Origin of the sequence: Enterobacter cloacae complex sp. SHL009, from assembly GCF_049237205.1 — a bacterium.
Classification (GTDB): domain Bacteria; phylum Pseudomonadota; class Gammaproteobacteria; order Enterobacterales; family Enterobacteriaceae; genus Enterobacter; species Enterobacter cloacae_M.
This window is the reverse complement of record NZ_JBMKIW010000002.1, coordinates 95,305-118,248: the sequence shown is the minus strand read 5'-3', so window position 1 is coordinate 118,248 and position 22,944 is coordinate 95,305. Positions and strand designations below refer to the sequence as shown.

Genomic DNA, 22,944 nt, shown 5'->3' with positions numbered 1-22,944 from the left:
ATGAAATCCCGGCTGTTATAATGGCCGGGAACATTCTTAACGCTGTCATTCTGGAGAAAACATGAGCAAAGTACTCGCGACGGAAAATGCACCCGCTGCTATCGGCCCTTACGTTCAGGGCGTTGATCTGGGTAGCATGATCATCACTTCCGGTCAGATCCCGGTGAACCCAAAAACCGGCGCGGTGCCGGAAGATGTCGCGGCGCAGGCGCGTCAGTCGCTGGAAAACGTGCAGGCTATCGTTGAATCTGCCGGTCTGAAAGTGGGCGATATCGTGAAAACCACCGTTTTCGTGAAGGATCTGAACGATTTCGCGACCGTTAACGCCACTTACGAAGCGTTCTTCACAGAGCACAACGCCACCTTCCCGGCGCGCTCCTGCGTGGAAGTGGCCCGTCTGCCAAAAGACGTGAAAATTGAAATCGAAGCGATCGCCGTACGTCGCTAATTCGCTTCGGCGATAAAAAAAGGCAGCCCGGGCTGCCTTTTCTGTTGCTTGCTACTGATTCCGCGTCGCCCTGAGCAGCGTCTCCAGCGGATAGACCGCCGCAATCACCACCTCGTCCTGAACCTTCGCCGCGTTATCCAGCTCGCTCTGAATCGAGGCTATCTCTTTGTCATCCAGCGTGCCCTGGCGCGCCACCAGATCCGTCAGCCGCAGGCCAATGGAGGCCAGCTTATCCACCTCCTGGATCACCGGCTTCATCGCCTTTAGCTGATAGCTGTTTTCGCTTAGCGCCAGCGCGTCGCTGGTGTTGCTCTGCCAGCGGTTGAAAACGTGGCGCAGCGCGTCGGCGCTTTCCGCGTCTTCCGCATCGCTCACCAGGCGGTCCGCCCATTTGTTCATCTGGCGCACGGTGGCGCTTTCGGCGTTCAGCGCATCGGCGAAGCGGTTGAGCGGTTCGAACTGATGGTAGTTTCCGGCCTGGAACTTCAGGTGCTGGCGGGTGTAATACTGCGCGGGCTCTACCGCCTGCGCGAGGATCTGCAGCGGCAGCGTGTCGGCATTACCGGCAAGGCGCGTGAACTGCACCTGCTGCTGGGTATGCTGCTGCAGCCCGACCGACACCGTCGACCAGCTGTCCATCGCCTGCAGGCGAGTGTACATGTTATCGACGTCGTTGACGTCCTGCGCGGACCACAGCCTCTCCGCCACCGCGAAGGTGCGCGGCCACAGGCGGATATCCAGAACCGGCGCCACCACGTTTTCCGCCCACAGCGCGGCTTCCCCGCCGAGCAGGTTGGCCTGGTTCGCGGCGTCCGGCACGACGGGCGGAATGCCTTTCGGCACCGCGTCCAGACGCGTGCCGCTGATTGGGTAACGCGTATTCCCCACCAGGAAATAGCCGGTGAGCTTGTCGTTATCAACGGAGACCACCGGGCGCGTCTCGCCCATCCACGTATCGACAGTGAAGGTCACCTGGCTGTCATCGCGCCATTCAATATCCTGCACCGCGCGGCGGGATTTCCCGGCAAAATCAATAAATCCGCGCCAGCCTGCGTCCCCTTTCACCAGCGTGAAGCTCCCCTCCACCGGCTTGCCCTTCAGGCGCGGCATGGAAAAGGCCCAGCTCTGGACGCTGTCGGTGTCTGCAATCACGTCCACGCCGTTCAGGCCCTGCGGGACAATTTCGTTGCGGTAGTGATAGGCGGTGGACTGGGGCTGGTCGAGATAGAAACCGGTGGAGAGAATGCCCTTGTAGCCGTTCTGCGCCACCTGCCCCAGCGCGTCCTGGCCCTGCCAGGACTGGATCAGAATGCTTTTCGGCAGGTCGGGATGGTAGATCTCGTCCCAGCCGACCATCTGCCGGTGATGCTTCTCAAGGATCGTCTCCAGTTTACGGTTGAAGTACGCCTGCAGCGCGTGGCTGTCCGCCAGCCTGTTGTCGCGCATGAAATTCTGGATCGCGGCGTTCGCTTTCCACTGGCTGTCGTCGACCTCGTCACCACCGATATGCAGATACGGATCGGGGAAGATCGCCGCCAGTTCGCTGACCATCGCGTCGGCAAAAGCGTAAGTTGCGTCTTTTGTCGGATCCAGCACCGGCTTCAGCACGCCCCAGTGGCGCTCCATGGCGTACGGTCCCGGCGCGCTCATCAGCTCCGGGTAGGCCACGGCAATCGCCGAGGCGTGGCCCGGCATGTCGATCTCCGGCACCACGCGAATGCCGCGCTCGGCGGCGTAATGCACCACCTCGCGCATCTGTTCAGGCGTGTAGTACAGCCCGTCGCTGGCAAGCTGCGTCAGCTTAGGGTAGCGCTTCGAGCTGAAGCGCCAGCCCTGATCGTCGGTCAGGTGCCAGTGCAGGACGTTGAGCTTCGCCGCGGCCATGCCGTCGATCTGGCGCTTGATATTCGGCAGCGGAATAAAGTGGCGCGCCGAGTCGAGCAGCAGCCCGCGCCACGGGAAGCGCGGCGAATCTTCAATGGTGACCCACGGCAGCGAGGTGTTTTCCTCGCCGTTCTGCATCAGCTGGAGCAGCGTTTCCATGGCGCGCAGCGCGCCGAAGCGGGTGTTGGCGGAGATATCGACGCCGCTGGCGTCCACCGTCAGCCTGTAGCTTTCATCGCTGTCCGGCAGAGGCTGCGGCTTCACCTTTTTGGCAATCGCGATGCGGATGGTCGGTTTGTCTGGCTTTTCAGCCTGCGGCTGCAGCGTCCAGCCGGTTTGCAGGGCGATGCGCTGGCGCAGGCGGCTGACGGCGTCACCGAGATCGTCCCCGCTGACGCTAATGGATACGTTGTTGCTGAGCACCAGCGCGCCCTGGGTCGTCAGGCGTTCGACCTTGGCAGGCCAGGGCATCAAAGGGAGATCGCCTGCCGGGGCGGCATACGCAGAGGCGCCGAGCATCAGCCCGGCGGTTAAGAGACTGTACCGTAACATGAATGTTCCTTATCTGACGGGCCAAATAAAGGCAAAACATTCTGTTAACATGCGCTCAATTTGTCGTCAAGCGAATGCGCCGACGGAGATCACAGGTTGTTGAATTTGGGAGGAAAGCCAGTCCCCTCTCCCCCAATGGGCGAGGGTGAAAGGCGGCACCGAGCGGTCCCCTCTCCCTTCCAGGGAGAGGGTTAGGGTGAAGATATGTTTTTACTGCCATCCATACCGACGCGCATAGAATCCTTTCACCATCTGCGTCAGCACCATATAGCCCGCAAGGATTGCCACCAGCCACGGGAAGTAGCCCAGCGGCAGCGCCTGAAGCTGCAGATAGCCTGCCAGCGGCGAGAACGGCAGCGCGATACCGAGCGCCATCACAATGCCCGTCATCACAATCAGCGGCCACGCGGCACGGCTCTGGATGAACGGAATGCGGCGGGTACGGATCATATGAACAATCAGCGTCTGCGACAGCAGACCTACCACAAACCAGCCGGACTGGAACAGCGTCTGGTGTTCCGGGGTGTTGGCGTGGAACACAAACCACATCAGGCAGAACGTCAGAATGTCGAAGATGGAGCTGATCGGCCCAAAGAACAGCATAAAGCGCCCGAGATCCGCCGGGTTCCAGTGCTGCGGCTTCTGGATCTGCTCGTCGTCGACGTTATCAAACGGGATCGCTACCTGAGACACGTCGTACATCAGGTTCTGGATCAGCAGGTGCAGCGGCAGCATCGGCAGGAACGGCAGAAACGCGCTCGCCACCAGCACGCTGAAGACGTTACCGAAGTTGGAGCTGGCGGTCATTTTGATGTACTTGAGCATGTTGGCAAAGGTACGGCGACCTTCGATCACGCCCTCCTCCAGCACCATCAGGCTTTTTTCCAGCAGAATGATATCCGCCGCTTCGCGGGCGATATCCACCGCGCCATCGACGGAGATACCGATGTCCGCCGCACGCAGCGCGGGCGCGTCGTTGATGCCGTCGCCCATAAAGCCCACCACGTGCCCTTCACGCTTAAGCAGGGTGACAATGCGCTCTTTGTGCATCGGCGTCAGGCGGGCAAACAGCGTGGTACGCTGGGCAAGCTTCGCCAGCTCGTCATCAGAGAGATGTTCAATATCGCTCCCCACCACCACGTCGCCCGCGTCCAGCCCCACTTCATGGCACACTTTGGCCGCCACCAGTTCGCTGTCGCCGGTGAGAATTTTGACGGTAATACCGCTCGCCTTCAGCGCCTTCAGCGCCGGCGCGGTGGTCTCTTTCGGCGGATCGAGGAAGGCGATGTAGCCCTCGAGGATCAGATCGGATTCATCGATACGCTGATAGTCACCCTCGCGCGCGGGCAGGAACTTGCTCGCGACCGCCACCACGCGCAGCCCCTGACGGTTCAGGTTATCGGTGACGCGCTTGATGCGGCGCAGCATGGTGTCGTCCAGCGGCACGATGTCGCCGTTATAGCGAACCTGCGTCGACACGTTGAGGATCTCCTGCAGCGCCCCTTTGCAGATCAGCTGGTGCACGTCCGTCTGCTCGCTCACCACCACCGACATGCGGCGGCGCTCGAAGTCGAACGGGATCTCATCCACCTTCTGCCAGCGGCCGGAGAGCGTGCGGGCGGATTCCTCGTCCACCCCTTCCAGCACCGCGACGTCGAGCAGGTTTTTCAACCCGGTCTGGTAATGGCTGTTCAGCCACGCGCTGTGCAGGACGCGCTCGCTGGTTTTGCCGGAGATATCGGTGTGGTTCTCCAGCACGATTTTGTCCTGCGTCAGGGTGCCGGTTTTATCGGTGCAGAGGATGTCCATCGCGCCAAAGTTCTGGATGGCGTCGAGATGTTTGACGATCACTTTCTGTTTAGAGAGCTTCACCGCCCCGCGCGCCAGCGTGGAGGTGACAATCATCGGCAGCATTTCCGGCGTCAGGCCGACGGCTACGGAGAGCGCGAACAGGGCCGCTTCCCACCAGTCGCCTTTGGTGTAGCCGTTGATCAGCAGCACGATCGGCGTCATCACCATCATAAAGCGGATCAGCAGCATGCTGACGCGGCCAATCCCTTTCTGGAAGGCGTTTGGCTCGCTCTCCTGCTCGCTGACGCGCCCGGCAAGCTGTCCAAACCAGGTGTTGCCCCCGGTGGCGGTGACAATCGCCTGCGCGGTGCCGCTGACCACCGTGGTGCCCATAAAGCACAGGGTGTCACACTCGAGCGGGTTCATCTGCTGCGGGTCGCGGCTGCGCGCTACCTTTTCAACGGGCAGGGATTCCCCGGTCAGCGAGGCCTGCGCCACGAACAAATCGCGCGCCTGGATGATGCGTAAATCCGCCGGGATCATGTCTCCCGCGGCCAGCTTCACCAGATCGCCCGGCACCAGCTGGTCGATAGGCAGCTCCACCCAGGCGTTTTCGCCGAGATCGTTAATCACGCGCGAGACGGTCGCGGTGTTGCTGACCATCGCCTTCAGGGCGTCCGCCGCTTTGGTGGAGCGGGCCTCCTGAATAAAGTTCAGCAGCGTGGAGATACCCACCATCAGGGCAATCACCCCTGCGGCAAACAGATCTTCCGTCGCGTAGGAGATGAGGCCGAGCACGGTCAGCAGCAGGTTGAACGGGTTGCGGTAGCAGAGCCACAGGTGCACCCACCACGGAGACGGCTTTTGCGCCGGGATCTGGTTATCGCCGTGTACGGCGCGGATTTTTTCCACTTCGGCCGCGTTGAGCCCTTCCGGGTGTCCGCCGAACGCTCGCCAGACTTCGTTTTCATCCATCGCCGCCACGTTCAGGCAGCGTTCGGTCAGGGACGCGGGGATCGCCGCCCCCGCCATGTTTTTGGCGTTTGGCAGCGGGTCGCGCTGAACAAGACGGTGTGGCAGGTGGCGGCTCAGCAGCGCCTGCAGCTGCCGGGTGATATTTTTAAACATAGTCATTCCTCCGCATCCGCGAATGCGGACGCAGCAATTCCTTCAGGCGTGGCAAGGCCGTACCTGAGAGGCACTTAATTTTTTAAGCAGGAACGTTTAAGACGTTGCTGCCTCACGCCGGTGAGACAGCAAAAGCTGGCTTACCGGAAAGAACGCATTCTCCCGTTCAGGAGAGGTGTGGGATCGGGATCCATGAAGCCTCCGGTAAGTAAAAAAAACAGGGTGTTGCCGCGCAGTCCAGGGATTTAGGCATACCCTTTATGACGATTCGGGCGGTATTATACCCCCCTGCAAATAAACCAAACGTAAACCAGACTTTGCCCATAGCGAAATCGCGCTATAGCATTAGGCTCAATTCACTACATCGTCGTTGTTACAGGGAATACAGCATGCAGAACCGCCTTACGATTAAAGACATCGCGCGTTTAAGCGGCGTGGGAAAATCGACCGTCTCACGCGTGCTGAACAACGAAAGCGGCGTCAGCGAACGCACCCGCGAGCGCGTTGAGGCGGTCATGAATCAGCACGGTTTTTCCCCTTCCCGATCCGCGCGCGCCATGCGCGGGCAGAGTGACAAAGTCGTCGCCATTATTGTCTCGCGTCTAGATTCTCTGTCTGAAAACCTCGCCGTGCAGACCATGCTGCCCGCCTTCTACGAGCAGGGGTATGATCCGATCATGATGGAGAGCCAGTTCTCTGTGCAGCTGGTTGAAGAGCACCTGGGCATGCTCCAGCGGCGCAACATTGACGGTGTGGTGCTGTTTGGCTTTACCGGCATCAAAGACGAGATGCTGAAACCCTGGCAGCCTTCGCTGGTGCTGCTGGCGCGCGATGCCCACGGGTTTGCCTCCGTCTGCTACGACGACGAGGGCGCGATTATCACCCTGATGCAGCGCCTGTTTGACGAAGGCCATCGCCACATCAGCTTCCTCGGCGTCCCGCACGCGGACGTCACCACCGGCAAGCGTCGGCATGAGGCCTACCTGGCTTTTTGCAAAAAGCACAATCTCTCCGCCGTGGCCTCCCTGCCGGGGCTGGGCATGAAGCAGGGCTACGAGCAGGCCGCCAGCGTTCTGACGCCGCAGACCACCGCGCTGGTGTGCGCCACGGATACCCTGGCGCTGGGTGCGAGCAAATATCTGCAGGAGCAGCGCATCGAGAACCTGCAGGTGGCGAGCGTTGGCAGCACGCCGCTTATGAAGTTCCTGCACCCGGAGATCATCACCGTCGATCCGGGCTACGCCGAGTCCGGCAGACAGGCCGCCGCGCAGCTGATCGAGCAGATAAACGGGCGTTCAGAGCCCCGTCAGATCGTCATTCCCGCTCACCTTTCGTAACCCCTCTAAAACAGATTATTGTGATCTTCGCCTGATTTCGGGAACGTTCCCATTTTCGCCGTCACGCTGAAGGAGTAGGCTTGCGCTCAGGTCATTACACCCCTCACCATCTGTCATGAGGTTTCATGATGAGTAAAGTCAAACAAGCAGATATCGATCGGCTGATCGTCCTGGTCGGTGGCCGCGAAAACATCGCTACCGTCAGCCATTGCATTACCCGCCTGCGCTTCGTGCTGAACGATCCGGCCAAAGCCAACCCGAAGGCCATTGAAGAACTTTCCATGGTCAAAGGCTGCTTCACCAACGCCGGGCAGTTCCAGGTCGTTATTGGTACCGAAGTGGGCGATTACTATCAGGCTCTGCTGGCGACAACCGGGCACTCCTCCGCCGATAAAGAGCAGGCGAAGAAGGCCGCGCGCCAGAATATGAAGTGGCACGAGCAGCTGATTTCCCACTTCGCGGAAATTTTCTTCCCGCTGCTGCCGGCGCTGATCAGCGGGGGCTTAATCTTAGGCTTCCGTAACGTCATCGGCGATGTACCGATGAGCGACGGCAAAACCCTGGCGCAGATGTATCCGGCGCTGAACACCGTTTACGATTTCCTGTGGCTGATTGGCGAGGCGATCTTCTTCTATCTGCCGGTCGGGATTTGCTGGTCCGCGGTGCGCAAGATGGGCGGCACGCCGATTCTCGGTATCGTGCTGGGCGTCACGCTGGTCTCTCCACAGTTAATGAACGCTTACTTACTTGGTCAGCAGGTGCCTGAGGTGTGGAACTTCGGCCTGTTTACTATCGCCAAAGTGGGCTATCAGGCGCAGGTCATTCCGGCCCTGCTGGCGGGCCTGGCGCTGGGCTTTATTGAAACGCGCCTGAAGCGCATCGTGCCGGATTACCTCTATCTGGTGGTGGTGCCGGTCTGCTCGCTGATTCTGGCGGTGTTCCTGGCGCACGCCTTTATCGGTCCGTTTGGCCGCATGATCGGCGACGGCGTGGCCTTCGCGGTGCGTCACCTGATGACCGGCAGCTTCGCGCCGATTGGAGCCGCACTGTTTGGCTTCCTGTACGCCCCGCTGGTGATCACCGGCGTGCACCAGACCACGCTGGCCATTGATATGCAGATGATCCAGAGCCTCGGCGGCACGCCGGTCTGGCCGATTATCGCCCTGTCTAACATTGCACAGGCGTCGGCGGTTACCGGCATCATCATCGTCAGCCGCAAGCACAACGAGCGTGAGATCTCCGTTCCGGCGGCCATCTCTGCCTACCTCGGCGTCACCGAACCGGCGATGTACGGTATCAACCTGAAGTACCGCTTCCCGATGCTCTGCGCGATGATCGGTTCCGGTCTGGCTGGCCTGGTGTGTGGTCTGAACGGCGTGATGGCGAACGGGATTGGCGTCGGCGGCCTGCCGGGCATTCTCTCCATCCAGCCCGCTTACTGGCAGGTGTTTGCCCTGGCGATGGCCATCGCGATTATCGTCCCAATGGCGCTCACCACCGTGGTTTACCAGCGTAAGTTCCGTCAGGGCTCGCTGCAGATTGTTTAACTTCTTCTTTCGGGGCGCAGTTGCGCCCCTTCGCATTTGCAGGAACGCATTATGAATACCCTTCCTCACTGGTGGCAGAACGGCGTCATCTATCAGATTTACCCAAAGAGTTTCCAGGACACCACCGGCAGCGGCACCGGCGATCTGCGCGGCGTGACGACGCGTCTGGACTACCTGAAAATCCTCGGCATCGACGCCATCTGGCTGACGCCATTTTATATCTCCCCGCAGGTGGATAACGGCTACGACGTGGCGAATTACACCGCCATCGATCCGGCCTACGGCACGCTGGATGATTTCGACGAGCTGGTTGCCCGGGCGCACGAGCGCGGCATTCGCATCGTGCTGGATATGGTGTTTAACCACACCTCCACGCAGCACGCCTGGTTCCGCGAGTCGCTGAACAAAGCGAGCCCGTACCGCCAGTTCTACATCTGGCGCGACGGCACGCCGGAGCAGCTTCCCAACAACTGGCGCTCCAAGTTTGGCGGCAACGCCTGGCGCTGGCACGCCGAGAGCGAGCAGTACTATCTGCACCTGTTCGCCCCGGAGCAGGCGGACCTCAACTGGGAAAACCCTGAAGTGCGCGCCGAGCTGAAAAAGGTGTGCGAGTTCTGGGCCGATCGCGGCGTGGACGGCTTGCGTCTCGACGTGATTAACCTGATTTCAAAAGATCAGGATTTCCCGGACGACAACACCGGAGACGGCCGCCGCTTCTATACCGACGGGCCGCGCGTTCACGAATATCTGCAGGAGATGAGCCGGGACGTCTTCACCCCGCGCAACCTGATGACGGTGGGCGAGATGTCCTCGACCTCGCTGGAGAACTGCCAGCAGTACGCCTCGCTCGACGGCAGCGAGCTGTCGATGACCTTTAACTTCCATCACCTGAAGGTGGACTACCCCGGCGGCGAAAAGTGGACGAAGGCGAAGCCGGACTTCGTGGCGCTGAAAACCCTCTTCCGCCACTGGCAGCAGGGCATGCACAACAGGGCCTGGAACGCGCTGTTCTGGTGTAACCACGATCAGCCGCGCATCGTGTCGCGCTTTGGTGACGAAGGAGAATACCGCGTACAGGCCGCGAAGATGCTCGGCATGGTGCTGCACGGCATGCAGGGCACGCCGTATATCTACCAGGGCGAAGAGCTGGGGATGACCAACCCGCACTTCAGCCGCATCACCGATTACCGCGACGTGGAGAGCCTGAACATGTTCGCCGAACTGCGCGCCAACGGCCGCGAGCCTGAGGAATTGCTGGCGATTCTGGCGAGTAAGTCCCGTGATAACGGGCGAACCCCAATGCAATGGGAAGCTTCGCACAATGCGGGTTTTACCGAGGGCGAGCCGTGGATTGGGGTCTGCGATAACTACGAGACGGTGAACGCCCGCGCGGCGCTCGACGATGCGGATTCCGTCTTCTATACCTATCAGTCGCTGATTAGCCTGCGCAAAACCCTGCCGGTGCTGACGTGGGGGGATTATGAGGATCTCCTGCCGGAACACCCTTCTTTGTGGTGCTACCGTCGCCAGTGGCAGGGGCAGACCCTGATCGTTGCGGCGAACCTGAGTAATACGCCTCAGGAATGGCAGACAGACTTTCTCAGCGGTAAGTTGCAGGTGTTGATGAGTAACTACCCGACACCGCAAACGACGTCGCTGCGTCCGTTTGAAGCCGTCTGGTGGTTGCAGCAGTAACTTTCCCTGCCGGGTGCGGCTCAGCACCCGGCTTACTTTACTGTTTTTGTTGAATAATTAATCAGATTTTTCTCGCGCGCCTTTACAATCGCTGAAGCGCCCGTCGTTTGTACTCTCGTCTTTTTACTTTGTTCTGCATCAAATAAATCGCAAACATGTTTGATGCAAATCACTATATATAGCACTTAAAATGCACTCCGACCCAACATCTTGTATTTATCGTCTACTATTCCAACAACAAGACGGCGCTTACGCTGGCCGGAATTGTGGATAACACGAGCTGGGAACGCGGGAAGTCTTTGGCCCGGCGGGGAATACGCCCGGTTATTACTTCTCCACCTCTGTGGATAACCTGTTTTCAAAAAATGGAGTGATCATGACACCGCATGTGATGAAACGTGATGGCTGTAAAGTGCCGTTTAAATCAGAGCGCATCCAGGAAGCCATTCTGCGTGCAGCTAAAGCAGCGGGAGTCGATGACGCAGATTACTGCGCCACCGTCGCAGAAGTCGTTAGCAGCCAGATGAACGAACGCAGCCAGGTCGATATCAACGAGATCCAGACCGCGGTTGAGAACCAGCTGATGGCGGGGCCTTACAAGCAGCTGGCGCGTGCCTACATTGAGTACCGTCACGATCGTGACGTGCAGCGTGAGAAGCGCGGTCGTCTGAACCAGGAGATCCGTGGCCTGGTGGAGCAGACCAACTCCGCCCTGCTCAATGAAAACGCCAACAAAGACAGTAAAGTGATCCCGACCCAGCGCGACCTGCTGGCCGGTATCGTCGCCAAACACTATGCCCGTCAGCACCTGCTGCCGCGCGACGTGGTGTCGGCGCACGAGCGCGGTGAAATTCACTACCACGATCTCGACTATTCGCCGTTCTTCCCTATGTTCAACTGCATGCTGATCGACCTGAAGGGCATGCTGACCCACGGTTTTAAAATGGGTAACGCCGAGATTGAACCGCCTAAATCAATCTCCACGGCCACTGCCGTCACCGCGCAGATTATCGCTCAGGTCGCCAGCCATATTTATGGCGGCACCACGATTAACCGCATTGATGAAGTGCTGGCCCCGTTCGTGACGGCAAGCTTCAACAAGCATCGTAAAACGGCCGAAGAGTGGCAGATCCCGGACGCCGACGGCTACGCGCACTCCCGCACCGAGAAAGAGTGCTACGACGCCTTCCAGTCGCTGGAGTATGAGGTGAACACGCTGCACACCGCCAACGGCCAGACGCCGTTTGTAACCTTCGGGTTTGGTCTGGGCACCAGCTGGGAATCGCGCCTGATCCAGCAGTCCATCCTGCGCAACCGCATTTCCGGCCTCGGCAAGAACCGCAAAACGGCGGTGTTCCCGAAACTGGTCTTTGCCATTCGCGACGGCCTGAACCACAAGTTTGGCGATCCAAACTACGACATCAAACAGCTGGCGCTGGAGTGCGCGAGCAAGCGCATGTACCCGGACATCCTGAACTACGATCAGGTCGTCAAAGTGACCGGTTCGTTTAAAACGCCAATGGGCTGCCGCAGCTTCCTCGGCGTGTACGAAGATGAAAACGGCGAGCAGATCCACGACGGGCGCAACAACCTGGGCGTCATCAGCCTGAACCTGCCGCGCATCGCGCTGGAGGCGAAAGGCAATGAAGCGGAATTCTGGACGCTGCTGGACGAGCGTCTGCAGCTGGCGCGTAAGGCGCTGATGACCCGCATTGCGCGCCTTGAAGGGGTCAAAGCCCGCGTCGCGCCGATCCTCTATATGGAAGGAGCCTGCGGAGTGCGCCTGAAAGCGGACGATGACGTGTCTGAGATCTTCAAAAACGGTCGCGCGTCGATTTCGCTGGGCTATATCGGTATTCACGAGACCATCAACGCATTGGCTGGCGATACGCATATGTACGACAGCGAGGCCCTGCGCGAAAAAGGCATTGCGATTGTTCAGCGCCTGCGCGACGCGGTTGACCAGTGGAAAGAGGAAACCGGCTACGGGTTTAGCCTCTACAGCACCCCGAGCGAGAACCTGTGCGACCGCTTCTGCCGTCTGGACACCGCCGAGTTCGGGATTGTGGAAGGCGTGACCGACAAAGGGTATTACACCAACAGCTTCCACCTCGACGTGGAGAAAAAGGTGAACCCGTATGACAAGATCGACTTTGAAGCAGCGTATCCACCGATCGCCAGCGGCGGCTTCATCTGCTACGGCGAGTACCCTAACATTCAGCACAACCTGAAGGCGCTGGAAGACGTGTGGGATTACAGCTATCAGCACGTGCCGTATTACGGGACCAACACGCCAATCGACGAGTGCTACGAGTGCGGCTTTACCGGCGAGTTCGAGTGTACGAGCAAGGGCTTTACCTGCCCGAAATGCGGCAACCACGATGCGGCTCGCGTCTCCGTGACCCGTCGCGTGTGCGGCTATCTCGGCAGCCCGGATGCGCGTCCGTTTAACGCCGGGAAGCAGGAAGAGGTGAAGCGTCGCGTGAAGCATTTGGGGAATGGGCAGATCGGGTAAGTTCTGCGCAGGGTTCTACCCCTCTTCCTCAAGGGAGAGGGGACCGATCGAGCACATTGTTATTCCGGCCGCCGGTTTTCTCCCTCTCCCTGTGGGAGAGGGTCGGGGTGAGGGCATCAGCGCGCACAAATTCTCTGGACATTTTCTATGCGATATCATCAATACTACCCCGTCGACATCGTTAACGGTCCCGGCACCCGCTGCACCCTGTTCGTCTCAGGCTGCGTCCACGAATGCCCCGGCTGCTATAACAAAAGCACCTGGCGCCTGAATTCCGGCATGCCGTTCACCGCCGAAATGGAAGACCGGATCGTCAACGACCTTAACGACACGCGCATCAAACGCCAGGGGATCTCGCTCTCCGGCGGCGACCCCCTGCACCCGCAAAACGTGCCGGATATCCTGAAGCTGGTGAAGCGCATTCGGGGAGAGTGTCCGGGAAAAGATATCTGGGTCTGGACAGGCTACAGGCTGGATGAGCTGAACGCGCAGCAAATGGAAGTGGTGGATCTGATTAACGTCCTGGTTGACGGCAAGTTTGTGCAAGATTTAAAAGACCCGGCGCTCATCTGGCGCGGCAGCAGCAATCAGGTTGTGCACCATTTACGATGATCGCTAAAGCCGTTTGTTTGCATCATGATAAACGGCTGATTTCTCTCGCTTACCGATAGCGATAACAAATACCGTTACAACGTTGTCCTGAACCTGATAGACCAAACGATAACCCTGCGTTCTGAGTTTTATTTTGTAGCAATCCGGCAGACCATGCAGGCGGGCCGATTCGACCCTGGGGTTCACCAGCACGTCCGCAAGTTTCTTCTTAAACTGGCCTTTTACAGTCTGCCCCAGCTTGCTCCACTCCTTTAACGCCCTCGGGTCAAATGCCAGTTCATAAGTCATCCAGACTAACCTTGATTCCCTTTTGCGGATTCGCCAGTCGCTCCCGGACCGTCTGTATCAACGCATCTTCGCTGTCGCTAATCGTGACCGTTTTCACCGGCATACGTCCCGTCTCCGCGACGTACTGAAACAGTAATCGCACGGCTTCCGTTGGGGTGATATTGAGTTTTTCCAGCACGGCATAAGCCTCGTTTTTGAGTTTGTCATCCAGACGGACGTTCAGCGTGGCCATTATGCCTCCGGTAAAATCGAATGTGTAATGCAGTTTAGCATTACATTCGCATTACATCGAATTCTGGATAATGCCTCTCAAAACCGACTCAAACTCTCCATTGCCACCGCCTTAAATTCGGCAAAGTCACTGCAGCTACAGAGCCGCGACATCGCCCGTTCACGCAGGAAGGTGACGAAGATATCGTAAATCGCCATCGCCTCTTCGTATTCGCTTTTGCTGATGGCGAGCAGGAAGATGACGTGCGCGGTTTCGTCGCCCCACTGTACGCCGTGCGGGGCGAGCACGGTATAGACCACGGTTTTCTGCGCTAAAAGGCCGAGGGAGTGCGGCAGCGCGATGCCGTCGCCGAGCATGGTGCTGACGATGGCTTCACGCTCGACGACCGAATCCAGGAACTCCGCGCCGACAAACCCCTCGCCTTCAAGCTGCGCGCACAGCTCGCGAAACAGCGTTTGCTGGTCAACGGGCTTGTCGATAATGCGGAAATGGGCCGCGTCGAAGTATTTATCCAGCATCCACGGGCGGGTGCGGTCCACCAGCACCAGCTTGCCGATCTGCTCTAACTGGTAATCGGTCGGGAACGGGGCGATCGTCACCACCGGTTTGGACTTTTCGCTGACGCGGGCGGTGGCGATCACAAAGTCTTCGCTAATCGTTTCCGCCAGCTCGTACTCGCGCAGGGTGAGCGTGCGGGCCACCTCAATTTGCGGGTACTTGCGCTGCAGCACCGCTTCAATCATGCGGACCATGGCATTACCTGCGTCGCACACCAGCAGTACGCGCGGCTGACGCTGGTAGCCGATGTTGTAGTGGCGCTCCAGCCCGACGCCGATATGCAGCACCAGGAAGCCAATCTCGTTTTCGCTGATCACATAAGGCGTGTATTTTCCCCAGCTCGACACCGCCGCCAAGGTCATATCCCACGCCATCGGGTAGTGCTGCTTGATGTTATCCAGCAGCGGATTGGGGATCATGATTTGATACCGCACGCGGGTGATCATGGTTTTGATGTGCGTGAGCAGGTCCGCGTGCAGCTGCGCGTCGCTCAGCAGGTTGTAGTTATAGTGGGTGTTGATATAGCGCAGGATGTAGTTGACCAGCGCTTCGTCGTCATCCGCGTTAATTGCGCTCGGGGCAATCTCCTGAATCTGCCGCGCCGCAATGTGCACGCACAGCCAGCTCTCCTCCGAAGGTGAAAGCGCTTTGCCCGCCAGCTGCTGGATAGTGACGGCGATATCCTTCGCCGCCTCGCGCACGTTCTCTTCCACGTCTTCGGCGTGGAATTCCGGCAGCGGATAGCCCTCGCTGATGCGCCGCACCGACACCGCGCAGTACAGGCGCAGGAACAGCTCGCCTTCATCGGTCAGACGAATGTGGTGACGCGTCAGCGCCTCGTGCAGCACGGGCACCATCTGCTCCGCCACGCCTGCATTCAGCGCCACGTCGGTCACCAGCGGGTTCAGGCTGTCCTGCTGCGCAAGCTCCCAGAGCAGATCGGTCAGGCAGGCGCGGGTCGACATCTCGCTGCCAAACAGCTTCATGCCGTGGCGAGGACGCGTTTCCAGCGTCAGGTTATAGCGGTGAAACCACTCGCGCACTTCGGCCATGTCGCTTTGCAGCGTGGCGCGGCTGACAAACCACTCGTCCGCCAGATCCTCAAGCTTAAGAGAAAACGCCGAGGTGAGAAAACGCACCACCAGATAGTGCACGCGCTCCGGCCCGGTCCGGGGAATACGCAGCGCGCGCGGGTGGGATGCCTGCAGCTGCTGGTAGCGCTGGGCATCATCAATTTTGAGCTGATAGCCGTTGCCCCGGCTCAATATAAACTGCGCGCCGTGGCCTGCCAGCAGCGCGTTCAGGGCGGTGATATCGGCACGGACGGTTCGCGTGGAGACCGACAGCCGCTGCGCCAGCTCGTCCTGCGGCAGCGTCTCGTTTTGCAACAGATCGAACAGTTGCGCTAAACGTTGGTTCGGAAATCGCACGGGCTTGTCCTCTTATTACAGCTTAAGGTGAAATGACCATCTGGGATGGGCTGCCGACCGGGGTATAGTCTGGCTCGAAGCTCAATTTCCTGTCCTGCGCCACGCGGAAACGGGTGATGTTGTCGCTGCGCTGGTTCATGACGTACAGCCAGCGCCCCTGCTTATCGAGCGTCAGGGTGCGCGGGTAGTCGCCGCGCGTCCAGACGTCGTCCTGATGCGTCAGCGTTCCCTCCGCTGTTACGGTAAAGTGCCCGATGCTGTTATGCAAACGGTTAGCCACATACAGCTGTTTACCGTCGGCGCTTAATGCGAGCCCGGCAGCAAAGCTGGTGCCTTTGTAGCCTTCCGGCAGGGCTGAAAGCGTTTTGCCCTCTTTTAAGGTGCCGTTGGTGCTCACGGTATAATGGGTGAGCGTAGACGCCTCTTCGTTAATCAGCCACAGGGCATCGCCTTTTGGCGTAAAGACAAAGTGGCGCGGCCCGGCGCCTTTTGAGGAGGCGTTGATAAACGGCGGATCGTTCGGCGTCAGCTTTCCTGTTCGATCGTCAAAACGGTACTGGTAGAGGCGATCCAGCCCAAGATCGGTGGAAAAGACGTATTTCCCGCTCGGATCGGCGGCGATCATGTGCGCGTGTGGGCCGTTATGATCGCTGATGGCAAAGCTGCCCTCCGCTGCCGCTTCCGGCTTCGCCGCGCCCGGCTCGCCCTGATCCTGATGCTTATCCGTAGCCTCACCCAGGCTACCGTCTGCTTTAACGGGCAGCACCGCGATAGATCCGCTGACGTAGTTCGCCACCAGAAGATGGCGACCGTTGGGCGTCAGCGACAGGTAAACCGGCCCCGCGCCGCCGGAGGCCACATGATTCAGCTCGCTCAGCTGGCCGTTATCCCCCACCCGCAGCGCCTGCACCACGCCCTGCTCCACTTCGCTTGCCAGATACAGCGTTTTGCCGTCGTGCGAGACGGCCAGCTGCGCGGCGTTCGGCAGCTTGCTCACCAGCGTTTTATTCGCCAGCGCGCCGCTTTGCGGGTCAACGGTAAAGCGGTACAACCCTTCGCCGTTGGGGTTGTAGGTGCCCACCCAGGCGTACTGCGTCTGGGCGATAGCGGCGGTGGCGAACATTGAGAGTGAAGCAACAAGCAGGGTACGGGTGTGCATGGTCGCTCCTTCAGGTTTGTGCGGTGTGTTTTCCCTCACCCCGGCCCTCTCCCAAAGGGAGAGGGTTAGGGTGAGGGCAGATACTACTTCACCAGCTTCTTCGTCATTTCCAGCAGCGTACGCACGTCTTCCGGGCGCGTGTCGCCGCTGGCTTTGTCGATAATCGAGCTGTAGATATGCGGGATGATTTTGCTCACGCCCGCGTCGAGGGCGATCTGCAGGATCTCCTCATAGTTTTCCAGATCGATACCTCCGGTCGGCTCCAGCCAGAAGTCGTGACGGGCGCAGGCTTCCGCCACCGCTTTGTACTCGTCACGGCACTTCAGGCCGCCCATCGGGAAGTATTTGATGGAGCTGCCGCCGAAATCCTTCAGCAGGGCAATCGCGGTTTCAACTGGCACAATGCCGTCCGGAGCGTTGCTGCTCAGCGGTCCGGTGGAGATTTTGACCATCCCGACGGTGCCGGTTGGAGAGACCAGACCGTTGACCACCGACTCATTCTGCCCCAGCAGCGCGCGGCTGGTGGCCACGCCGGTAAAGACCTGGTTAACATGCTGCGGCTGCACCTGACGGGAGATTTCACTCACCATAGCAGACTGGTTCGGATCGCCCGCGCCCAGCCCAACGGAGAGGGCGTTCTCAATCAGCTCGGCGTATTCACGCATATCGGCAACGGCGCTCGCCACGTCCGGGTAATTTTTGGAGAGCACGCCCACCAGCACGTGACCTTCTGCCGCCTCGTAAATGGCGCTGGCGTTGGCTTTCGATCCTGCCAGCACGTTCAGGCAGACGCGGTCACGGTAAAAGTTGGGGGTCAGTTTCATGCGTTTTTCTCCTGTCCTAATACTTCGCTAATGCGGCGGTAGACGATGTTCAGCTGATCAGCGTTCACGCTGCGCACGTCCGCCTCGATAATCCCTTCATTGGCCTTGTAGCCACGGAAGTAAATGGCGTATTCGCCCTGCTTGAGCTTCGCCACCAGATCGCCCGTGCCGACGCCGGTCGTGGCTTCGTCGAACTTAATCTCGGTACGGGCGATATCGCGACCGGCGCTGTCCCAGACCACGCGCGCGGTCACGCCGTTCAGGGTGTTGAGCGCCTCGATAAACGGCGTCATCTTCGCCACCATCTCGGCCCCGCTCTCTTTGGTCGCGGTAAGGTAGTGTTCGATGGCGCAGGTCAGGCCAAGAATGCCCTCTTTCCCCACCTTCATCGCGCGGCCTATGCCCGCGGTCTGACGCTTCACCCACTCAACGTACTGGGTTTTGCCGATCACCAGCCCGCTGGTTGGGCCTTCAATCGCCTTCGCGCCGCTGTAGATCACCAGATCGGCGCCGGATCGGTAGTACGCGTGCAGATCTTCTTCCGCCGCCGCATCGACGATCAGCGGGAGATCGTGCTTGCGCGCCACCACCGCCGCCTGCCCGACGCTGAGCATGCTTTTCTGCACGCAGTGGTGCGATTTGATGTAGAGGATCGCCGCCGTGCGCGGGGTGATCGCCGCCGCCAGCTGATCGGCAGAGCATTCGTTGGCGTAGCCCGCCTCCACCAGCTTGCCGCCGCCCAGCGCCACCATGGTGCCCACCGGCGCGCCAAAGTTTACGTTGTGGCCTTTCGGCAGGACGATTTCGTTGTTCTCAATCGGGGTCACGTGCAGGTTTTCCAGCAGCCAGTCGCTGTCTTTGACCAGCACCGCCGCCACCGACTGGGCTATGCCCGCCGACGCGCAGGAAACCACCGTCGCGCCTTCCACATCCAGCAGCTTCGCGATGTATTCCCCGGTTTTATTGACCAGATCCTTCATCTCGAAATAGTGATTCATGCCGTCCATCGCCGCCTGCACCACTTCCGGGCGCGGCGTGGAGACGCCCAGCGCCGTCATGCGGCCGGAGGTATTGATCACCTGCTTTAAGTTGTACTTCTCATAAATCGAAGGCATGTTCCGTGCTCCCTTGTTCGGTCATGTAGCCCTTGCCCGCGCGGATCGCGGCAAGCGGCACCAGAATGTGTTCAGCCTGCAGGCTGTCGTTTTCGGCATCCGTCAGCACCGTCGGCTGGCGCTTAAGCGTAAACAGCGTCAGGTCGGCGTCGAGACCCGGCTGGATGCGCCCCTTGCGCGCCAGGCGCAGGCCGTCGGCGGCGTTCGCAGTCACGCAGTCAATCACCTGAGGCAGCGACATGCCGATGGCGAGAAACTTCGACATCACGCTTGCCAGCGAGCCGACCGGGCCGTTGATGCGGTTGCGGCAGTAGATGTCCGAGCTGATGGTGTGCGGCAGAATGCCCATCGCGATGGCGCGTTTTGCCACCTCAAAGCTAAAGCTCGCCGTGCCGTGCCCCACGTCCAGACGTACGCCGCGCTTCAGAGCGGAGGTGATGGAGGCGCGCAGCTCGCCGGAGGGCGTCAGAATGCGGTTGGGCTTGCCGTTGTAGCAGTGGGTGATGATGTCTCCGGAGCTCAGCAGCTCGGCAATTTCGTCGAGGTTCGGCGGGTTGTTGCCGATGTGCACCATCAGCGGCAGGTCGCCGTTCTCTTTCTGGATGGCTTTGGCGCGCTCCAGCGGCGTGATGCCGTTTTCACCGACCACGCTGCTGCTCATGCGCGCCTTCAGGCCGACGATGAAATCAGGGTGGCGCTTCACCGCCTGCTTCACCGCGTCAGCGTCGATATTCGCCATGTTGGCCAGCTCGTTCTGGGCAATCAGCCCCACGCGGGAGATATTCAGCAGGGCAAATACCTCGGTGGAGGCGCTGCGGGTGATTTTATAGAAATCATCCACGTCGTCGGCACCGGTACTGCCCGCGTCCACTAAGGAGGTGACGCCGGTGGCAATACCCACGCTGTCCGGCTCGTCGTGGTAAATCGGGGAGTTCGGGTAACAGTGAACGTGAGAGTCAATCCAGCCTGCGCTGACGAACACGTCGCCGTTCAGCTCAACCGTTTTATGCGCGGGGGCGTCAATGTCGCCCAGCGCCGCGATCTTCCCGTCCTGAATGGCGATATCGGTCAGGGTATCGTCGGCAAGGCGCGCACGGCGCAGGAGTAAATCAAACATGAGGATCTCCTGATAAGGCGGGCGCCTTAGCGCCCGCGGGTATTAAAGGGCGACCGGGAACAGCCAGCCCAACAGCATCGCGCCGAGAATGGCGCCACCGGTGATCGGCTTCTGCCAGATGTAGAACACCAGCGCACCCAGCAGGGAACCTACGCCGATAGGAATGGAGGCGGTCATGGCGCTGAGGATAATCAACGGCCCGAGGAAGCGGCCGGAGGCGTTGCCCGCGCCCATCATCACGTCTGCGCCGTAGGTGGAGTTGCTCTGGTTGATGGTGAACTTACGCGCCAGGATGATGACGTAGCCAATCGCCAGACCAATCACCAGGCCGGTAATCAGCGCGGCAATGAAGTTGGTCACCGGGAACATGATGCCCGCTCCCAGCAGCAGCGCCGGAACGCCGAGGCCTACGCCGGTCTGGATCGCCCCGCCGATGTCGAGAATACCGACCAGCGACCCTTCGATAATACGGGCGAACAGGAAGCTCGCGCCGAACGCCGCCACCGCGCCGTAGACGCCGGTATCGATCCCCGCTTTTAGCATCGCTACGAAGGCCACTTCGTTAAACGCGCCGATGCCGTAGAGGTAGTACATGTGCGTCCCGGCGAAAACGCCGGAGGAGAGCAGGCCAACGAAGATCGGGAACGACCAGTCGGCATACCAAAAACCTTTATTCTGTTCCATTTAGAGGCTCCTGTTATTTACCGCTGAGCGAGTTGTGGATCATGTCGAGCCAGTTCGGCACGGTCAGATGGAAGGATTCGATCATCTTCATGTCGAAGCCGCGGAAGAAGCCGCTCAGCACGAAGAGCAGAACGATAGCCGCCATCATCACTTTGGTGACGTGGTTCCAGCCGCTCTCTTCCACGCCTTTCCCGATCAGGATCCCCAGCACCAGGCCCGGTACGGCGTTGCCCATGATCAGCTGCGCCGCGCCGCCGAAGATGGTGGCCCAGAAGCCCGATTTTTTACCCGCGTCGATGGCCGCCAGCCAGAAGATCACCGGCATCACGGTGTTCACCAGCAGGTTTGCCGCCGGTACCAGCACCTTCACGGCGGTGACCTGAAGCGCTGCCGGAACGGAGGAGGCGGTCAGGTTCAGGAAGGTGACGACGAGCATGCCAATCACGCCGCAGGCAATCGCCATTTTGCGGGGATCGTGCAGCGTTTCGCCGACGTTACGGTTTTTGATCATCAGTGCAGCAGCACCCCAGTTCGGGATGATGCGGTGGTCAACGTCCTGTGTGAAAGCCCCTGCGGCCACGGAAGAGGCCCAGGCGTTAAAGAAGAAACCTAACCCAAAGGAGAAGTGGGACGCCGGATCCCCTTCACAGGAGTTCAGTTCCCCCAACGTACGAAACGCGCCCATACCCTGAGTGGTAGGCGCATGAAACATGCGTGCAGCCCCGGCACCCACACCGACGCCAACCAGGCCGCCAATGATGAGCGATTTTATTAATATAATTAAGAACATCAGTCTGCCCTTTTATGAATAATCAGCGTTGCGTGACGAAATCCACCTGGTCAAGATTGATGGCGGTCACGTTGACGGTCACATCCAGCTCCACGCTGTAGGTGCGTCTTTCCCGGCGCAGAAAGAAGAACAGAAACGCTTCTTTTCGCACCGCTTCTTGCGCCTGAACGACCTGCACATCCTGTGGCTCAATACGCAGTAAGATATGCGGTGAGGCTTTCATCACCGCGGCCTGAACGTGGTTGAGCGCGTCGGCAAAGGCGCGCGCTTTGGCGTCGCCTTTGCCCTTCACTCTCACCGTGGTTGTGAACTGTTCTTTCATGCTTATGCGCCGTATTTCTTCTGCCACGCCTGCACCAGACGCTCGCCCAGCTCTTCTTTATCCATAAAGCCGAAGCCCAGCACGTTGCAGCCTTCGTTAATGGCGGTCATGCCCTCTTCCACGGAACGCATGCCGTATTTGGCCTTGTAGCCATATTTGGTTTGGGCAGTGATGGCACCCGCGCCGCCGCTGCCGCAGAAGGAGATGCCGAAGGTGGCGTTTTCCGCTTTCATCACGTCGCCGAGCTTCATGTCCGCCGCCATGCCCGGTACGACCACCGCGCGTCCACCTGCTTTTTCCACACCGGCAGCCACTTTCTGACCTTTACCCAGGCGATCGCCAATCACGACTGTAATCTGTTCCATGTGTTGCTCCTTAAAGGTTGTCTTTCGCGACTTCAAAGTGAACGGAGAGCAGCCAGGCTTCTTCATCAGGAAGGTTGCCAAACTGCGCGACCACTTCACGGGCGAGCCGCATTGAATCCGGTGAAATTTCGTCAAACAGCTCTGCTTCAACCTCCGGCAGCGGCTCGCCGGTCACGGACCGGTGCGCCATGGCGCGCACGTGGGAGGTGAGCATCTGCTCCTGTACCGCATTGGGGATGATGTTGTTCCGGGCCAGCAGGGCATAAACCTGCTGCAGCATGGTGTTCGCGAGCTGTTCTGTTTGCTCCGCCTGTTCCCCAACGTCGTTCATTACCGCTCCGTTAATCACTGGTCTTACCCCGTTAATGGCTCTGGAATAAAACTAACGTTGGGGGGGAATTGTTTGTAGCGAGTTGTTTTCCACTTCGAAGTGGAAAGGCGAGCCGCAGCAGTGATCTGTGCCACATAAATGCGGTGAATCTGAATTAATCCCGGTATTTGCGTGATGAATATCACGTATTCCAGCGGCAAAACGCGCGCAAGGGAAACGA

General features: G+C 59.5%; 20 protein-coding genes. 6 read left to right on the top strand and 14 right to left on the bottom strand.

Annotated features, from left to right (window positions below):
* Positions 1-61 precede the first annotated feature (61 nt).
* Positions 62-448, top strand: coding sequence for a 2-iminobutanoate/2-iminopropanoate deaminase (gene ridA / locus ACOTZC_RS07020; RefSeq protein ID WP_008501391.1), 387 nt, complete (start codon positions 62-64; stop codon positions 446-448).
* A 51-nt stretch (positions 449-499) separates the two neighbouring features.
* On the opposite strand, the gene ACOTZC_RS07015 is transcribed toward ridA, so the two are convergent.
* The gene (locus ACOTZC_RS07015) at positions 500-2,884 is read right to left on the bottom strand and encodes a beta-N-acetylhexosaminidase (protein WP_421635690.1); all 2,385 of its coding nucleotides are present in this window, start codon (positions 2,882-2,884) and stop codon (positions 500-502) included.
* A 210-nt stretch (positions 2,885-3,094) separates the two neighbouring features.
* Complete coding sequence (gene mgtA / locus ACOTZC_RS07010) at positions 3,095-5,803, bottom strand: magnesium-translocating P-type ATPase (RefSeq protein WP_047742989.1); 2,709 nt, start codon at positions 5,801-5,803, stop codon at positions 3,095-3,097.
* 389 nt (positions 5,804-6,192) lie between these two features.
* On the opposite strand from mgtA, the gene treR reads away from it, so the two are divergent.
* The 5 genes from treR to nrdG all read left to right on the top strand — a co-directional run bounded on the left by treR (position 6,193) and on the right by nrdG (position 13,509).
* Positions 6,193-7,140 (top strand): trehalose operon repressor TreR, encoded by a 948-nt coding sequence (gene treR / locus ACOTZC_RS07005; RefSeq protein WP_045402345.1) that lies wholly within the window; start codon positions 6,193-6,195, stop codon positions 7,138-7,140.
* A gap of 128 nt (positions 7,141-7,268) precedes the next feature.
* Entirely contained in the window at positions 7,269-8,687 is a 1,419-nt protein-coding gene (treB, locus tag ACOTZC_RS07000; protein WP_421635714.1) for a PTS trehalose transporter subunit IIBC, read from the top strand.
* 51 nt (positions 8,688-8,738) lie between these two features.
* Positions 8,739-10,382 (top strand): alpha,alpha-phosphotrehalase, encoded by a 1,644-nt coding sequence (gene treC / locus ACOTZC_RS06995; protein WP_163354294.1) that lies wholly within the window; start codon positions 8,739-8,741, stop codon positions 10,380-10,382.
* Between the two features lie 376 nt (positions 10,383-10,758).
* Complete coding sequence (nrdD, locus tag ACOTZC_RS06990) at positions 10,759-12,897, top strand: anaerobic ribonucleoside-triphosphate reductase (RefSeq protein WP_023310191.1); 2,139 nt, start codon at positions 10,759-10,761, stop codon at positions 12,895-12,897.
* 147 nt (positions 12,898-13,044) lie between these two features.
* On the top strand, positions 13,045-13,509 hold the full coding sequence (gene nrdG / locus ACOTZC_RS06985; protein WP_047742993.1) for an anaerobic ribonucleoside-triphosphate reductase-activating protein: 465 nt from the start codon (positions 13,045-13,047) through the stop codon (positions 13,507-13,509).
* A gap of 3 nt (positions 13,510-13,512) precedes the next feature.
* On the opposite strand, the gene ACOTZC_RS06980 is transcribed toward nrdG, so the two are convergent.
* From ACOTZC_RS06980 to ACOTZC_RS06925, 12 genes are all read right to left on the bottom strand, one after another.
* Positions 13,513-13,797, bottom strand: a complete 285-nt coding sequence (locus ACOTZC_RS06980) for a type II toxin-antitoxin system RelE family toxin (protein WP_047742994.1) — start codon at positions 13,795-13,797, stop codon at positions 13,513-13,515.
* Complete coding sequence (locus ACOTZC_RS06975; RefSeq protein ID WP_008501400.1) at positions 13,787-14,029, bottom strand: type II toxin-antitoxin system RelB/DinJ family antitoxin; 243 nt, start codon at positions 14,027-14,029, stop codon at positions 13,787-13,789. The genes ACOTZC_RS06980 and ACOTZC_RS06975 overlap by 11 nt, the downstream gene beginning before the upstream one ends.
* A 77-nt stretch (positions 14,030-14,106) precedes the next feature.
* Positions 14,107-16,017 (bottom strand): BglG family transcription antiterminator, encoded by a 1,911-nt coding sequence (locus tag ACOTZC_RS06970; protein WP_023310188.1) that lies wholly within the window; start codon positions 16,015-16,017, stop codon positions 14,107-14,109.
* A 22-nt stretch (positions 16,018-16,039) separates the two neighbouring features.
* Positions 16,040-17,176, bottom strand: a complete 1,137-nt coding sequence (locus tag ACOTZC_RS06965; RefSeq protein ID WP_421635689.1) for a lactonase family protein — start codon at positions 17,174-17,176, stop codon at positions 16,040-16,042.
* 83 nt (positions 17,177-17,259) lie between these two features.
* On the bottom strand, positions 17,260-18,000 hold the full coding sequence (gene dagF / locus ACOTZC_RS06960) for a 2-dehydro-3-deoxy-phosphogluconate aldolase (protein ID WP_126303702.1): 741 nt from the start codon (positions 17,998-18,000) through the stop codon (positions 17,260-17,262).
* Positions 17,997-19,115: a DgaE family pyridoxal phosphate-dependent ammonia lyase gene (locus ACOTZC_RS06955; RefSeq protein WP_059445136.1), complete on the bottom strand. Its 1,119-nt coding sequence runs from the start codon at positions 19,113-19,115 to the stop codon at positions 17,997-17,999. Before ACOTZC_RS06955 ends, dagF begins: the two co-directional genes overlap by 4 nt.
* A complete protein-coding gene (locus tag ACOTZC_RS06950) occupies positions 19,099-20,232 on the bottom strand; it encodes an amidohydrolase/deacetylase family metallohydrolase (protein WP_421635688.1) in 1,134 nt (377 codons plus the stop codon). The genes ACOTZC_RS06955 and ACOTZC_RS06950 overlap by 17 nt, the downstream gene beginning before the upstream one ends.
* A gap of 42 nt (positions 20,233-20,274) precedes the next feature.
* Positions 20,275-20,916, bottom strand: coding sequence for a DUF4310 family protein (locus ACOTZC_RS06945; RefSeq protein WP_023310183.1), 642 nt, complete (start codon positions 20,914-20,916; stop codon positions 20,275-20,277).
* A gap of 13 nt (positions 20,917-20,929) precedes the next feature.
* Positions 20,930-21,706, bottom strand: a complete 777-nt coding sequence (locus ACOTZC_RS06940) for a DUF4311 domain-containing protein (RefSeq protein ID WP_023310182.1) — start codon at positions 21,704-21,706, stop codon at positions 20,930-20,932.
* A 22-nt stretch (positions 21,707-21,728) separates the two neighbouring features.
* Positions 21,729-22,028 carry a DUF4312 family protein gene (locus tag ACOTZC_RS06935; protein WP_006810338.1) on the bottom strand — a complete coding sequence of 100 codons (300 nt, stop codon included), beginning with the start codon at positions 22,026-22,028 and terminating at the stop codon, positions 21,729-21,731.
* A 2-nt stretch (positions 22,029-22,030) separates the two neighbouring features.
* Positions 22,031-22,393 carry an SFCGS family glycine-rich protein gene (locus ACOTZC_RS06930; RefSeq protein ID WP_045402325.1) on the bottom strand — a complete coding sequence of 121 codons (363 nt, stop codon included), beginning with the start codon at positions 22,391-22,393 and terminating at the stop codon, positions 22,031-22,033.
* Between the two features lie 10 nt (positions 22,394-22,403).
* On the bottom strand, positions 22,404-22,742 hold the full coding sequence (locus ACOTZC_RS06925) for a glycine dehydrogenase (RefSeq protein WP_025911967.1): 339 nt from the start codon (positions 22,740-22,742) through the stop codon (positions 22,404-22,406).
* Positions 22,743-22,944: the final 202 nt, after the last annotated feature.